12 protein-coding genes are annotated in these 14674 nt (G+C 71.3%); 11 read left to right on the forward strand and 1 reads right to left on the reverse strand.

Going from position 1 to position 14674, the window contains the following annotated elements; genetic code table 11:
• The first annotated feature begins 2 nt into the window (after positions 1-2).
• The 8 genes from murG to ABZ404_RS13870 all read left to right on the forward strand — a co-directional run bounded on the left by murG (position 3) and on the right by ABZ404_RS13870 (position 7293).
• A complete protein-coding gene (gene murG / locus ABZ404_RS13835; RefSeq protein WP_358835608.1) occupies positions 3-1088 on the forward strand; it encodes an undecaprenyldiphospho-muramoylpentapeptide beta-N-acetylglucosaminyltransferase in 1086 nt (361 codons plus the stop codon).
• Between the two features lie 24 nt (positions 1089-1112).
• The gene (locus ABZ404_RS13840) at positions 1113-1913 is read left to right on the forward strand and encodes an FtsQ-type POTRA domain-containing protein (RefSeq protein WP_358835609.1); all 801 of its coding nucleotides are present in this window, start codon (positions 1113-1115) and stop codon (positions 1911-1913) included.
• 276 nt (positions 1914-2189) lie between these two features.
• On the forward strand, positions 2190-3383 hold the full coding sequence (gene ftsZ, locus ABZ404_RS13845; protein WP_358835610.1) for a cell division protein FtsZ: 1194 nt from the start codon (positions 2190-2192) through the stop codon (positions 3381-3383).
• A 17-nt stretch (positions 3384-3400) separates the two neighbouring features.
• Complete coding sequence (pgeF, locus tag ABZ404_RS13850; protein ID WP_358835611.1) at positions 3401-4147, forward strand: peptidoglycan editing factor PgeF; 747 nt, start codon at positions 3401-3403, stop codon at positions 4145-4147.
• 32 nt (positions 4148-4179) lie between these two features.
• On the forward strand, positions 4180-4902 hold the full coding sequence (locus tag ABZ404_RS13855; protein WP_358835614.1) for a YggS family pyridoxal phosphate-dependent enzyme: 723 nt from the start codon (positions 4180-4182) through the stop codon (positions 4900-4902).
• A 142-nt stretch (positions 4903-5044) separates the two neighbouring features.
• Complete coding sequence (gene sepF, locus ABZ404_RS13860) at positions 5045-5662, forward strand: cell division protein SepF (protein WP_067158125.1); 618 nt, start codon at positions 5045-5047, stop codon at positions 5660-5662.
• 70 nt (positions 5663-5732) lie between these two features.
• Positions 5733-6023, forward strand: coding sequence for a YggT family protein (locus ABZ404_RS13865; RefSeq protein ID WP_358835612.1), 291 nt, complete (start codon positions 5733-5735; stop codon positions 6021-6023).
• Positions 6024-6078: 55 nt separating this feature from the next.
• Complete coding sequence (locus tag ABZ404_RS13870; RefSeq protein WP_358835613.1) at positions 6079-7293, forward strand: DivIVA domain-containing protein; 1215 nt, start codon at positions 6079-6081, stop codon at positions 7291-7293.
• 718 nt (positions 7294-8011) lie between these two features.
• On the opposite strand, the gene ileS is transcribed toward ABZ404_RS13870, so the two are convergent.
• Positions 8012-11152 (reverse strand): isoleucine--tRNA ligase, encoded by a 3141-nt coding sequence (gene ileS / locus ABZ404_RS13875; RefSeq protein ID WP_358835874.1) that lies wholly within the window; start codon positions 11150-11152, stop codon positions 8012-8014.
• Positions 11153-11738: 586 nt separating this feature from the next.
• Between ileS and ABZ404_RS13880 the strand changes: the two genes are divergently transcribed.
• Genes ABZ404_RS13880 through ABZ404_RS13890 form a run of 3 tightly spaced genes read left to right on the forward strand, consistent with a single transcriptional unit; the run spans position 11739 to position 14586 of the window.
• Positions 11739-12965, forward strand: coding sequence for a TraR/DksA C4-type zinc finger protein (locus tag ABZ404_RS13880; RefSeq protein WP_358835873.1), 1227 nt, complete (start codon positions 11739-11741; stop codon positions 12963-12965).
• A gap of 60 nt (positions 12966-13025) precedes the next feature.
• A complete protein-coding gene (gene lspA / locus ABZ404_RS13885; RefSeq protein WP_358835872.1) occupies positions 13026-13592 on the forward strand; it encodes a signal peptidase II in 567 nt (188 codons plus the stop codon).
• A gap of 52 nt (positions 13593-13644) precedes the next feature.
• Positions 13645-14586, forward strand: coding sequence for an RluA family pseudouridine synthase (locus ABZ404_RS13890; RefSeq protein WP_358835871.1), 942 nt, complete (start codon positions 13645-13647; stop codon positions 14584-14586).
• Positions 14587-14674 lie beyond the last annotated feature (88 nt).

The following is a 14674-nucleotide window of genomic DNA, read 5'->3' on the forward strand; positions in this document are numbered from 1 at the left end:
CGGTGCATGTCGTACTCGCCGGTGGGGGGACCGCCGGCCACATCGAGCCCGCGCTCGCCCTCGCGGACGCCCTGCGCAGGCAGGACCCGACCGTGGGGATCACGGCCCTCGGCACGGAGAAGGGCCTGGAGACGCGGCTGGTCCCCGAGCGGGGCTATGAACTCGCGCTCATCCCGGCCGTCCCGCTGCCCCGCAGGCCCACCCCCGAACTGATCACGGTCCCGGGGCGGCTGCGGGGCACGATCAAGGCCGCCGAGCAGATCCTGGAGCGCACCAAGGCCGACTGCGTCGTCGGCTTCGGCGGCTACGTGGCGCTGCCCGGCTATCTCGCGGCCAAGCGCCTCGGGGTGCCGATCGTCGTGCACGAGGCCAACGCGCGCCCCGGTCTGGCCAACAAGATCGGCTCGCGGTACGCGGCCGGGGTCGCCGTCGCCACCCCCGACAGCAAGCTGCGCGGCGCCCGCTACATCGGCATCCCGCTGCGGCACTCCATCGCCACCCTCGACCGCGCCCGGGTCCGCCCCGAGGCGCGCGCCGCGTTCGGCCTGGACCCCAACCTGCCGACGCTGCTCGTCTCCGGCGGCTCGCAGGGCGCCCGCCGCCTCAACGAGGTGATCCAGCAGGTCGCTCCGGTCCTCCAGCGCTCCGGCATCCAGATCCTGCACGCGGTCGGCCCGAAGAACGAACTGCCGCGCGTCGACAACATGCCCGGAATGCCGCCGTACATCCCGGTACCGTACGTGGACCGGATGGACCTCGCGTACGCCGCGGCCGACATGATGCTCTGCCGCGCGGGCGCGATGACCGTCGCCGAACTCTCCGCCGTCGGGCTGCCCGCCGCCTACGTCCCGCTGCCGATCGGCAACGGCGAACAGCGGCTCAACGCCCAGCCGGTGGTGAAGGCGGGCGGCGGTCTGCTGGTCGACGACGCCGAGCTCACCCCCGCGTGGGTGCAGGACCAGGTCCTGCCCGTGCTCGCCGACCCGCACCGGCTGTACGAGATGTCCCGCGCCGCCTCCGAGTTCGGCCGCCGGGACGCCGACGACCTGCTCGTCGGCATGGTGTACGAGGCGATCGCCGCGCGCTGACGGAGCGGCAGAAGGCAGGGGACCGTGGCCGGACAGGCGACCGCTCGACGCGGGACGGGGCAGGCGGACACGTCCGGCCCGTCCGGCCCCCGCCGCCCCCTGCGCCGGCTGCGGCTGCGGCTGCCCGCCCGGCGGCGGCTGGTGCTGATTCTGGCCACCGCGCTCGTCGCCGGAGCGGCCCTCCTGTGGGTGCTGTACGGCTCCACCTGGCTGCGGGCCGAACAGGTGGAAATCACCGGCACCGAGGTGCTCACCCCGGCCGAGGTCGAGGCGGCGGCCGCCGTTCCGGTCGGATCGCCGCTGATCTCGGTCGACACCGACGGGATCGGGGCCCGGCTGCTGCGCAGACTGCCGCGGCTGGACTCGGTGGACGTCGGCCGCTCCTGGCCGCACGGCATCACCCTCGACGTCACCGAGCGCAAGCCCGTTCTGCTGATGAAAAAAGGCGCGAAATTCACCGAAGTGGACGCCAAAGGTGTGCGGTTCGCCACGGTCGCCAAGGCGCCCGCGCACGTACCGCTGCTCGAACTGAACCCGGACAACTCGACCTCCCTGCGCCGCTTTCCGGCCGATGTGCTGGTGCGCGCGGCGGTGCGGGTGGCGGGCGAACTCCCGTCCGCCGTAGCGGCGGACACCCGCCTCGTACGGGTCACCTCCTACGACGCGGTCTCCCTGGAGTTGAGTCGCGGGCGTACCGTCCTGTGGGGCAGTGAGGAGGAGGGGGAGCTCAAGGCCCGTACGCTGGTCGCCCTCATGAAAGCCGCGCCCCGGGCGCGGTACTTCGATGTGAGCGCCCCCACCGCCCCGGCGGTATCGGGGAGTTGACGCACATATGCGCTGGCCAGCACCCTGGTTGGTCATCGCTACGGGTGATCACATAGGGTGAAAAGAAAAACGGGAGGTTCGGCGTGTTCGTTGAACGTGCGCCACTTGTCGACTTAGTGTCCTGTTCGGAAGAGTCCAGTGAACAGACACATTGGTAACCCTAAACTTCAACGTTAGGGTTCGGGTCGGCGTTCGGACCGTCCCACATCGGCATTCGTCGTCGCCGTGCGACACCCGCACGTGACGACCCGTAACTCGAGGCGAGAGGCCTTCGACGTGGCAGCACCGCAGAACTACCTCGCAGTCATCAAGGTCATCGGTGTCGGCGGCGGTGGTGTCAATGCCATCAACCGAATGATCGAGGTCGGTCTCAAGGGCGTCGAGTTCATCGCGATCAACACCGACGCACAAGCTCTGTTGATGAGCGACGCCGACGTCAAGCTCGACGTCGGCCGTGAACTGACCCGCGGCCTCGGGGCCGGAGCCAACCCGGCAGTCGGGCGCAAGGCGGCAGAGGACCACCGCGAGGAGATCGAGGAGGTCCTCAAGGGGGCCGACATGGTCTTCGTCACCGCGGGCGAGGGTGGCGGCACCGGCACCGGCGGCGCGCCCGTCGTCGCCAACATCGCGCGCTCGCTCGGCGCCCTCACCATCGGTGTGGTCACCCGGCCGTTCACCTTCGAGGGGCGCCGCCGCGCCAACCAGGCGGAGGACGGCATCGCCGAACTCCGCGAAGAGGTCGACACCCTCATCGTCATCCCCAACGACCGGCTGCTGTCCATCTCGGACCGCCAGGTCAGCGTGCTCGACGCGTTCAAGTCGGCCGACCAGGTGCTGCTCTCCGGCGTCCAGGGCATCACCGACCTGATCACCACCCCGGGTCTGATCAACCTCGACTTCGCCGACGTCAAGTCGGTCATGTCCGAGGCCGGTTCGGCGCTCATGGGCATCGGCTCGGCGCGCGGCGACGACCGCGCGGTGGCCGCCGCCGAGATGGCGATCTCCTCGCCGCTCCTGGAGGCGTCCATCGACGGCGCCCGTGGTGTGCTGCTCTCCATCTCCGGTGGCTCCGACCTCGGTCTCTTCGAGATCAACGAGGCCGCGCAGCTGGTCAGCGAGGCCGCCCACCCCGAGGCCAACATCATCTTCGGCGCGGTCATCGACGACGCGCTGGGCGACGAGGTCCGGGTCACGGTCATCGCGGCCGGGTTCGACGGCGGCCAGCCGCCCGCCCGCCGCGACACCGTGCTCGGCTCCACCACCGCCAAGCGCGAGGAGCCCGCGCCGGTCCGCGCGGCCGAGCGCCCGCTGGGCGGGCTCGGCACCGTGAGCCCGCGCGAGGACACCCCGGCCCCGGCCCCGGTCGAGACGGCCCCGGCCGGCGAGACCACCCCGCCGCAGGTGCCGACGGCCCGTCCGTACCAGGACAGCCAGGCCGAAGAGCTGGATGTCCCGGACTTCTTGAAGTGATAGGGCAGCACTCCCTCGTGAGCGGCGCGCACTTCGCCTTCACCGACCGGTGGGGCGGGGTGAGCGCCGCTCCGTACGAGGAGCTCAACCTCGGCGGCGCGGTCGGCGACGCGCCCGATGTGGTCCGGACCAATCGCGGACGCAGTGCGCGGGCGCTGGGCCTCGACGCGGACCGGGTGGTCTGGATGAACCAGGTGCACGGGCGGGACGTGGCCGTGGTGGACGGGCCCTGGGGCGCGGACGCGGAGGTCCCGGCTGTGGACGCGGTGGTGACGGCACGTCGCGGGCTCGCCCTCGCGGTCCTGACCGCCGACTGCACACCTGTTCTCCTGGCCGACCCGGTCGCCGGGGTCGTGGCCGCGGCGCACGCGGGACGGCCCGGGATGGTCGCGGGCGTGGTGCCCGCGGCGGTCGGGGCGATGGTCTCGCTCGGGGCCGAGCCGTCCCGGATCACCGCCCGGACCGGGCCCGCCGTCTGCGGCCGGTGCTACGAGGTGCCGGCGGCGATGCGGGACGAGGTCGCCGCGGTCGAGCCCGCCGCCTGGTCCGAGACCGGCTGGGGAACCCCGGCCGTCGACGTCACCGCCGGCGTGCACGCGCAGCTGGCGGCGCTCGGGGTGACGGACCGGCAGGCGTCCGGGGTGTGCACGCTCGAATCGAAGGACCACTTCTCGTACCGCCGCGACCGCACCACCGGCCGGCTCGCCGGATACGTCTGGCTCGACGCGGAGCGGGACGCCGAGGGAGAGGGGAGCGGGTCATGACGGACCGGACCGACCAGACGGACGAGACGGACCTGACCGGTCGCAAGGCGGAGCTCGCCGCGAACCTGGCGCGGGTGGAGGAACGTATCTCCGCGGCCTGCGCGGCGGCCGGGCGCAAGCGCGGCGACGTGACGCTCATCGTGGTCACCAAGACCTACCCCGCGAGCGACGTCCGGCTCCTCCACGAGCTGGGCGTGCGCCAGGTCGCCGAGAACCGGGACCAGGACGCGGCGCCCAAGGCGGCGGAGTGCGCGGACCTGACCGATCTGCGCTGGCACTTCGTGGGCCAGCTCCAGACGAACAAGGTCCGTTCCGTGGTGAATTACTCGGATCTGGTGCAGTCTGTCGACCGGGACCGCCTGGTCACGGCCCTGTCCGCCGCCGCCGTGAAGGCGGAGCGGGAGGTGGGGTGCCTCATCCAGGTCGCGCTCGACGCGGAGTCGGGGGCGCGGGGCGACCGGGGCGGCGTCGCCCCGGACGGAATCGGGCAGTTGGCCGGGCTTGTGGCGGACGCTCCCGGTCTGCGGCTGGACGGTCTGATGACCGTCGCGCCGCTGGCCGGCGAGTACGCGGGCCGCGACCGTGCCGCGTTCGAGCGGCTGATGGATTTGTCGACTGACCTGCGCCGCGCTCATCCGGCTGCGAACATGGTGTCAGCAGGGATGAGTGCGGATCTCGAAGAGGCTGTAGCGGCCGGAGCGACACATGTACGCGTCGGTACGGCGGTACTCGGAGACCGACCCCGGCTCGGGTAACGTCGCGAAGCAAGTCGGACCACAGCAGAAAATATGGTCATTCCCACTCTTCGGTGGGCAGACCTAGTGGATCGTGGGCACTTGGTGACACTGCGACATTTGGCGACAAGGGCGATCCACCACAGAGCGGAGGAATCGGAGCATGGCCGGCGCGATGCGCAAGATGGCGGTCTACCTCGGTCTCGTGGAGGACGATGGGTACGACGGCCCGGGGTTCGACCCCGATGACGAGTTCGAACCCGAGCCGGAGCCCGAGCGGGACCGTCGGCGGCACCAGCCCCCGCATCAGGTCGAACGGGACGAACCGGTACGAGCCGTACAGCCGCCGGCCCCCCGCGAACCGGTCTCCCATGCAGCCGTGATGCCCGCGGAATCGGGGCGTCCGGCGCGAATCGCCCCCGTGGCATCCATCACACCTGAACGTCCGAGCCTGGAGAAGAACGCACCGGTGATCATGCCCAAGGTCGTGTCCGAGCGGGAGCCCTACCGCATCACCACGCTGCACCCGCGGACCTACAACGAGGCCCGTACCATCGGGGAACACTTCCGCGAGGGCACGCCGGTGATCATGAACCTCACCGAGATGGACGACACCGATGCGAAGCGACTTGTCGACTTTGCCGCCGGTCTCGTGTTTGGTTTGCACGGCAGCATTGAACGGGTGACGCAGAAGGTGTTCCTGTTGTCGCCTGCTAACGTCGATGTCACGGCGGAGGACAAGGCCCGTATCGCAGAGGGCGGTTTCTTCAACCAGAGCTGAGACACGACACCGGGAACGATCCGGCCACGGGGCCGGGGGCACAGAGAGCAAGGGGAGAGGGAAGCGCGAGATGGGCGTCGCACTGGATGTGGTCTACATCGCGCTGATGTGCTTCCTCATCGTGCTGATCTTCCGGCTCGTCATGGACTACGTCTTGCAGTTCGCACGTTCATGGGAACCTGGCAAGCCGATGGTGGTCGTTCTTGAGGCCACCTACACTGTCACCGATCCACCGCTCAAGCTTCTGCGGCGGTTCATTCCGCCGCTGCGTCTCGGGGGCGTGGCACTCGACCTGTCCTTCTTCGTTCTGATGATCATCGTGTACATCCTGATCTCCATCGTCACCAGCGTGGGGAGATAGATGTGAGCGACACGGTCCTGCCGACTGCCGACGACTACGTAGAGGTGAAGAAGAGATGCCGCTGACCCCTGAGGACGTGCGGAACAAGCAGTTCACGACCGTCCGGCTCCGAGAAGGCTACGACGAGGACGAGGTCGATGCCTTCCTGGACGAGGTCGAAGCCGAACTGACCCGCCTGCTTCGCGAGAACGAGGACCTGCGCGCCAAGCTGGCCGCCGCGACGCGTGCCGCCGCGCAGAACCAGCAGCAGCAGGGTATGCGCAAGCCGGAGCCGCAGGACCAGCGCGGTCCGGGTGCGCCCGTGCCCGCCGCCATATCCGGACCTCCGCAGGTGCAGCAGCAGCAGATGGGCGGCCCGCCCCAGCTGCCGAGCGGCGCCCCGCAGCTGCCCGCCGGCCCCGGTGGACACGGTCCGCAGGGCCAGCACGGCCAGGGTCCCATGGGTCAGGGTCCGATGGGTCAGAACCAGATGGGTCAGGGCCCCATGGGTCAGGGTCCGATGGGCCAGAACCAGATGGGCCAGAACCAGCTCGGCCAGGGTCCGATGGGGCAGGGTCCCATGGGCCAGGGTCCGATGGGCCAGAACCAGCTCGGCCAGGGCCCCATGGGCCAGCCGATGGGCGGCCCCATGGGCGGCCACGGTCCGCAGATGTCGCAGCCCGGCCAGGGCCCCGGCGGCGACAGCGCCGCGCGTGTCCTGTCGCTGGCCCAGCAGACCGCCGACCAGGCGATCGCGGAGGCCCGCTCCGAGGCCAACAAGATCGTCGGCGAGGCCCGGTCGCGCGCCGAGGGCCTGGAGCGGGACGCCCGCGCCAAGGCGGACGCGCTGGAGCGGGACGCGCAGGAGAAGCACCGCGTCGCGATGGGCTCGCTGGAGTCGGCCCGCGCGACCCTGGAGCGCAAGGTCGAGGACCTGCGCGGCTTCGAGCGCGAGTACCGTACGCGCCTGAAGTCCTACCTGGAGTCGCAGCTGCGCCAGCTGGAGACCCAGGCGGACGACTCGCTGGCTCCGCCGCGCACCCCGGCGACCGCGTCGCTGCCGCCGGCTCCGCAGATGAGCGGGTCGATGGCGTCGGCCGGTGCCGGGTCGATGGGCCACACGATGGGCGGCCAGCCGTCCATGGGTGGCGCGCCCTCGTACGGCGGGCAGCAGCAGATGTCGCCCGCGATGACGCAGCCGATGGCGCCCGTGCGGCCGCAGGGCCCGTCGCCGATGCAGCAGGCTCCGTCCCCGATGCGGGGCTTCCTGATCGACGAGGACGACAACTGACGGGCGGGTCGCGTGTGACCCACGCGTAGCCTTCGGCAGGCTGAGGGCCGGGCCCCCGGATTCATCCGGGGGCCCGGCCCTTTTCGCGCCCTACGGGACGCCCGGTCCCGACTCCTCCCCCAGCCCCGGGGGTGGGTGGGTCTTGCCTGGACTACGCCCCCGGGGCCCCTGTCCGGGGCCGGCGGCCCTGCGCGCCCGGTGGGTTGCGCTGCGACCCCGGTGGGTTGCGCCCCCCGGCTCCCGCCTGCCGTCTTCCTCTGCGGACCGTGGGTGGCTGGTCGCGCAGTTCCCCGCGCCCCTGGCAACCAGGGCCGAGCCATGTTTCCCGGCGACGGGGAACCCCCTAGGGGCGCGGGGAACTGCGCGAGCAACCCCCACTCAGCCGCACCCGACAGCGCACCGCACCCGACAGCGCACCGCACCCGACAGCGCACCGCACCTCACCGCACCTCACCGCACCTCACCGCACCCCGCCCCACCCGCCGGAGGCTTTCGGGAAGGGGTGGGGTGGGGGAAAGCAAAGCGGCCCGCCCCCCCGGCAGGGGGGACGGGCCGCTGTGGGCTCGGGCGGGAGCGTTGCACCCTGCGGGGGCGCGGGCCCGGGCGAGAGCGTTACGCCTGCGGGCGCGCGGGCTCCCGCGGCGGCGCTACGCCCTGAGCGGGCGCGGGCCCCGCGGCGGCGCTACGCCCTGAGCGGGCGCGGGCTCCTGTGGCGGCGTTACGCCTTGCGGAGGCGGAACGTCAGGGACAGGGCCTCGTCCGTGAACGGGGCGCCGTACGTGTCGTCCGCAGCCCCGGCCGCGTACTCCGTCGCCAGGACCTCCTCCGCGATCAGCCCCGCATGCGCGCTCAGCGCCGAGACGACCTCCGCGTCCGAGGACTCCCACCGCACCGCGATCCGGTCCGCCACATCCAGCCCGCTGTTCTTGCGCGCCTCCTGGATCAGCCGGATCGCGTCCCGGGCCAGGCCCGCCAGCCGCAGCTCCGGGGTGATCTCCAGGTCGAGGGCGACCGTCGCGCCCGAGTCGGACGCCACCGACCAGCCCTCACGCGGCGTCTCGGTGATGATCACCTCGTCGGGGGCCAGCACCACCTGCTCGCCGCCCACCTCCACCGACGCCTCCCCGGTGTCCCGCAGGGACGCCGACAGCGCCGCGGCGTCCGCCGCCGCGACCGCCTTGGCCACGTCCTGGACGCCCTTGCCGAACCGCTTGCCCAGGGCACGGAAGTTCGCCTTGGCCGTGGTGTCGACCAGCGAGCCGCCGACCTCGGAGAGCGACGCGAGGGACGAGACGTTCAGCTCCTCCGTGATCTGCGCGTGCAGCTCCGGCGAGAGGGACTCGAAGCCCGCCACGGCCACCAGCGCGCGCGAGAGCGGCTGGCGCGTCTTGACGCCCGACTCCGCGCGCGTGGCGCGGCCCAGCTCCACCAGGCGCCGCACCAGCAGCATCTGCTGCGAGAGCGTCGCGTCGATCGCCGACGGGTCCGCCTTCGGCCAGGACGAGAGGTGTACGGACTCCGGGGCGTCCGGCGTCACCGGCACCACCATGTCCTGCCACACCCGCTCGGTGATGAACGGCGTGAGCGGGGCCAGCAGCCGCGTCACCGTCTCCACCACGTCGTGCAGCGTGCGCAGCGCCGCCTTGTCGCCCTGCCAGAACCGGCGCCGCGAACGGCGCACGTACCAGTTGGACAGATCGTCCACGAAGGAGGAGAGCAGCTTGCCGGCGCGCTGCGTGTCGTACGCCTCCAGCGCCTGCGTCACCTGCTCGACCAGCGTGTTCAGCTCGCTCAGCAGCCAGCGGTCCAGGACCGTGCGCTCCGCCGGGGCCGGGTCGGCCGCGCTGGGCGCCCAGTCGGACGTGCGCGCGTACAGCGCCTGGAAGGCCACCGTGTTCCAGTACGTGAGGAGCGTCTTGCGGACGACCTCCTGGATGGTGCCGTGGCCCACGCGGCGCGCGGCCCACGGGGAGCCGCCGGCCGCCATGAACCAGCGCACCGCGTCCGCGCCGTGCTGGTCCATGAGCGGGATGGGCTGGAGGATGTTGCCCAGGTGCTTGGACATCTTGCGGCCGTCCTCGGCGAGGATGTGGCCCAGGCAGACCACGTTCTCGTACGACGACTTGTCGAAGACCAGCGTGCCGACCGCCATCAGCGTGTAGAACCAGCCGCGGGTCTGGTCGATGGCCTCGCTGATGAACTGCGCCGGGTAGCGGCTCTCGAACAGTTCCTTGTTCTTGTACGGGTAGCCCCACTGCGCGAACGGCATCGAGCCCGAGTCGTACCAGGCGTCGATCACCTCGGGGACGCGGACCGCCGTGTGCGAGCAGCCCTCGGCCGTGCAGGTGAAGGTGATGTCGTCGATGAACGGGCGGTGCGGGTCGAGCGCGCTCTGGTCGGTGCCGGACAGCTCGCTCAGCTCGGCGCGCGAGCCGACGCAGGTCAGGTGGTCGTCCTCGCAGCGCCAGATCGGAAGCGGGGTGCCCCAGTAGCGGTTGCGGGAGAGCGCCCAGTCGATGTTGTTGTTCAGCCAGTCGCCGAAGCGGCCCTGCTTGACGGAGTCCGGGAACCAGTTGGTCTTCTCGTTCTCCCGCAGCATCGCGTCCTTGACGGCGGTGGTGCGGATGTACCACGACGGCTGCGCGTAGTAGAGCAGCGCGGTGTGGCAGCGCCAGCAGTGCGGGTAGCTGTGCTCGTACGGGACGTGGCGGAAGAGCAGGCCGCGCTCGGCCAGGTCCGCGGTCAGCTTCTCGTCGGCCTTCTTGAAGAAGACGCCGCCGACCAGCGGGACCTCCTCCTCGAAGGTGCCGTCGGGGCGGACCGGGTTCACCACCGGCAGGCCGTACGCCTTGCAGACCAGGAGGTCGTCGGCGCCGAAGGCGGGGGACTGGTGGACCAGGCCCGTACCGTCCTCGGTCGTCACGTACTCGGCGTTCACCACGTAGTGCGCGGGCTCGGGGAACTCGATGAGCTCGAAGGGGCGCTGGTAGGTCCAGCGCTCCATCTCGGCGCCCGTGAAGGTCTGCCCGGTGGCCTCCCAGCCCTCGCCGAGCGCCTTCTCCAGCAGCGGCTGGGCGACGACCAGCTTCTCGTCACCGTTGGTGGCCACCACATAGGTGACCTCGGGGTGGGCCGCCACGGCGGTGTTGGAGACCAGCGTCCACGGCGTGGTCGTCCACACCAGGAGCGCCGCCTCGCCCGCGAGGGGGCCGCCGGTCAGCGGGAAGCGGACGAAGACCGAGGGGTCGACGACCGTCTCGTACCCCTGCGCCAGCTCGTGGTCGGACAGGCCGGTGCCGCAGCGGGGGCACCAGGGGGCGACGCGGTGGTCCTGGGTGAGCAGGCCCTTGTTGAAGATCTCCTTCAGGGACCACCAGACGGACTCCACGTACTCGGGGTCCATCGTGCGGTAGGCGTCGTCCAGGTCGACCCAGTAGCCCATCCGGGTCGTGAGCTCGGCGAAGGCGTCCGTGTGGCGGGTCACCGACTCGCGGCACTTGGCGTTGAACTCGGCGATGCCGTACGCCTCGATGTCCTTCTTGCCGTTGAAGCCGAGCTCCTTCTCGACGGCGAGCTCGACCGGCAGGCCGTGGCAGTCCCAGCCGGCCTTGCGGGCCACGTGGTAGCCCTGCATGGTCCGGAAGCGGGGGAAGACGTCCTTGAAGACGCGGGCCTCGATGTGGTGGGCTCCGGGCATGCCGTTGGCGGTCGGCGGGCCTTCGTAGAACACCCACTCGGGGCGGCCCTCGGACTGCTCAAGACTCTTGGCGAAGACCTTGGCCTCGCGCCAGAAGTCGAGCACGGCGTGCTCCAGCGCGGGAAGGTCGACCTGGGCGGGCACCTGGCGGTACTGCGACATCCGTTCATCCTCCGGCGGATCGTCGTACGTTTCCGTCGGAGGGACGAGAGCTGCGGCCGTCCTACGGCCCCGCGCTCCCGCGGTACCACCCTCCTTGGCGGTGTACGGGACACCGCCCCCTCATTGGGGTCGCGAAGCCGGTTCTACTCGCACCCGGGGGTGCTTTCTTCCGGCGGCTCCGGGGTGATCTTCACATCGCGCTCGCCTCCGGGCTCCCACCGTCCCCGGATCGCTCTTGGCTGCGTACGACGCTACTCGTCCCATTCACGCCTCTCGCTGCGCCCAGTGTAAGGGCCCGCACCGACAGCGGCCGACCGGATATCCGGCGGGGCCGCGTCCGGGCCGCCACGCGCGCGTGGACGACCCGGCGATGACCCGAATGGGCATACGTGGCCGGGCGGGGTCCGGTGCCGCCCGTGTGGCGGATTACGGGCCGGAGAGCTGGGCACAACGGATGCAGGTTCCTCTCCGGGCACGTCGGGCGGGGGCGGACCGGCGGCGTGCCCCGTTGCCGCGGGCCTGGGGTCGATTTATCGTCCCAGCACGATGCGCGAGCAAGATCACAATATGTGAAGGGGCCGCGGCCATGGTGGCAGGGAAGACCGCGTTGGCGTCCGAGGACGCCGTGGTGGCCGCGGCCACGGAGAGTGCGTCCGCGTCCGGGAAGAAGGCTGCGTCCGGGAAGACGGCGGCGGCCGGGAGGAAGACCGCGGCCAAGAAGGAGGCGGCCCCGAAGAAGGCCCCGGCGGGGAAGGCAGCGGCCAAGAAGGCGGCTGCCAAGAAGACGGCTGCCAAGAAGGCCGTGGCCGATGAGACCGGTACGAAGAAGGCGGCGGCCAAGAGGGTGGCGCCCAAGGAGGCTCCGGCCAAGAAGGCCGCGGCCAAAAAGACCACCGCCAAGAAGGCTTCGGCCAAGAGGGCTCCCGCCAAGAAAGCCGCAGCCGAGGAGGCCCCTGCCGAGAGGGCCGCGGTGAAGAAAGCCGTGGCCGAGAATCCCGTGGCCGAGAAAGCCGCCGTCGACAACACGGCCCGGGCCAAGAAGGCTGCCACCAAGAAGACGGCGTCGGCCCAGAAGACCGCCGCTACGAAGACCGCGTCGGCCGACAGGACTGGCGTCGAGAAGACGGAGACCGCCAAGAAGGCTGCCGCCAAGAAGACCGCGTCGGCCAAGAAGACCGCCGCCAAGGAGACGGCGTCGGCCAAGAAGGTCGGCGCCACCAAGACCGCGTCAGCGGACAAGGCTGCCGTCGGGGCAGCGAAGACGGCCGCCACGGCGGCCCAGGGGGCGGCCGAGGCCGCGGAGCAGAGGGGAACCGAGAAGGTGGTTGCCAAGAACACGGCCGGCGAGGCCGCGGCCAGGAAGTCCACGGCGGCGTCGGCCGTGCCGAAGGCCCGCGCGGTGGTCGCCGGGGTGCCCGGCGAGCTGCCGGTGCGGCCCGGGGAGGACCCCTGGACGCCCGAGGAGGTCGGCGAGGCGCGTACCGAGCTGACCGGCGAGGTCCTGCGGCTGCGGGCCGAGCTGGAGGCCTCCGAGGCCGCCCTGAGCGGGCTGATGCGGGACTCCGGGGACGGCGCGGGCGACGACGACGCCGACACCGGGACCAAGAACATCACCCGCGAGCACGAGATGGCCCTCGCCGCCAACGCGCGCGAGATGCTGGAGCAGACCGAGCGGGCGCTGGAACGGCTCGACGCCGGTACGTACGGCTACTGCGAGATCTGCGGCAATCCCATCGGCAAGGCGCGGATGCAGGCCTTCCCGCGCGCGACCCTCTGCGTGGAGGACAAGCAGAAGCAGGAACGCCGGGGCTGAGTCCGTACGCACGTGTCGTACGCTCGTCCTCAGTCAGGTACCTAGGGTTGAGGGACTCACGTGGCAGAGGCGGAGCGCATCATCGGTACGCCGGACGTAGAAGGGCCCGAGGGGGCCGCGGCTCCCGACGAGCGGCCCGCGGGCGGGCGCAGGATCGCCGTCCTGTTCGCGGTGGCGCTCTTCGCGTACCTGCTCGACCTCGGCAGCAAGATGCTCGTGGTGGCCAGGCTGGAGCACCACGAGCCGATCGACGTCGTGGGCGACCTGCTGAAGCTGGAGGCGATCCGCAACCCGGGTGCCGCGTTCGGCATGGGCGAGGCCTTCACCGTGATCTTCACGGTGATCGCGGCGACGGTGATCGCGGTGATCGTCCGGCTGGCCCGCAAGCTCTACAGCCTGCCCTGGGCGATCGCGCTCGGTCTGCTGCTCGGCGGCGCGCTCGGCAACCTGACCGACCGGATCTTCCGGTCCCCCGGCGTCTTCGAGGGCGCGGTCGTCGACTTCATCGCGCCCGCCCACTTCGCCGTCTTCAACCTGGCCGACTCCGCGATCGTCTGCGGCGGCTTCCTGATCGTGATCCTCTCGTTCCGGGGCCTGGACCCGGACGGAACGGTCCACAAGGACTGATCCCGGTCCTCGTGCGGACGGGGATGTCGGTGGGGCAAGGCATACTCGACGGGTGAGTACGTTTCCCGAGATCCGCACCCTGCCCGTTCCCGACGGCCTGGAGGGCGAGCGCGTCGACGCCGCCATCTCCCGCATGTTCGGGTTCTCCCGGACGAAGGCGGCCGAGCTCGCCGCGGCGGGGAAGGTCCAGGTCGACGGCTCGGTGGTGGGCAAGTCCGAGCGGGTCCACGGGGGTGCGTGGCTGGAGGTCGAGATGCCCCAGGCGCCCGCGCCGGTGCAGATCGTGGCCGAACCGGTCGAGGGCATGGAGATCGTGCACGACGACGACGACATCGTCGTCATCGTGAAGCCGGTCGGCGTGGCCGCCCACCCGAGCCCGGGCTGGACGGGGACGACGGTCATCGGCGGCCTCGCGGCGGCCGGGTACCGGATCTCCACCTCCGGCGCCGCCGAGCGCCAGGGCATCGTCCACCGGCTCGACGTCGGCACCTCGGGGCTGATGGTCGTCGCCAAGTCCGAGCGGGCGTACACGTATCTGAAGCGCCAGTTCCACGACCGCGTCGTGGACAAGCGCTACCACGCGCTGGTGCAGGGCCACCCGGACCCGATGAGCGGCACGATCGACGCGCCCATCGGCCGCCACCCCAACCACGACTACAAGTGGGCGGTCACGGCCGAGGGCAAGCCGTCGGTGACGCACTACGACCTGATCGAGGCGTTCCGGGCCGCGTCGCTGCTCGACATCAAGCTGGAGACGGGGCGTACGCACCAGATCCGGGTGCACATGTCCGCCCACCGCCACCCGTGCGTCGGCGACCTGACGTACGGCGCGGACCCCACGATCGCCAAGCGGCTCGGCCTGACCCGGCAGTGGCTGCACGCGGTGCGGCTCGGCTTCGAGCACCCTTCGGACGGCGGCTGGGTCGAGTTCGCGAGCGACTACCCGGCCGACCTCCAGCACGCGCTGGACGTGATCCGGGCGGAGAGCGAATGACGCTCCCGTAGGCGTCCAGGACCCGGCGAGCTGTGCGATCGGCCACGCACGGCCCGCGGGTCGACGCCCCGGCGGGGGCCGCGTGGCA

This window comes from Streptomyces sp. NPDC005878, from assembly GCF_040629815.1.
Classification (GTDB): Bacteria; Actinomycetota; Actinomycetes; order Streptomycetales; family Streptomycetaceae; genus Streptomyces.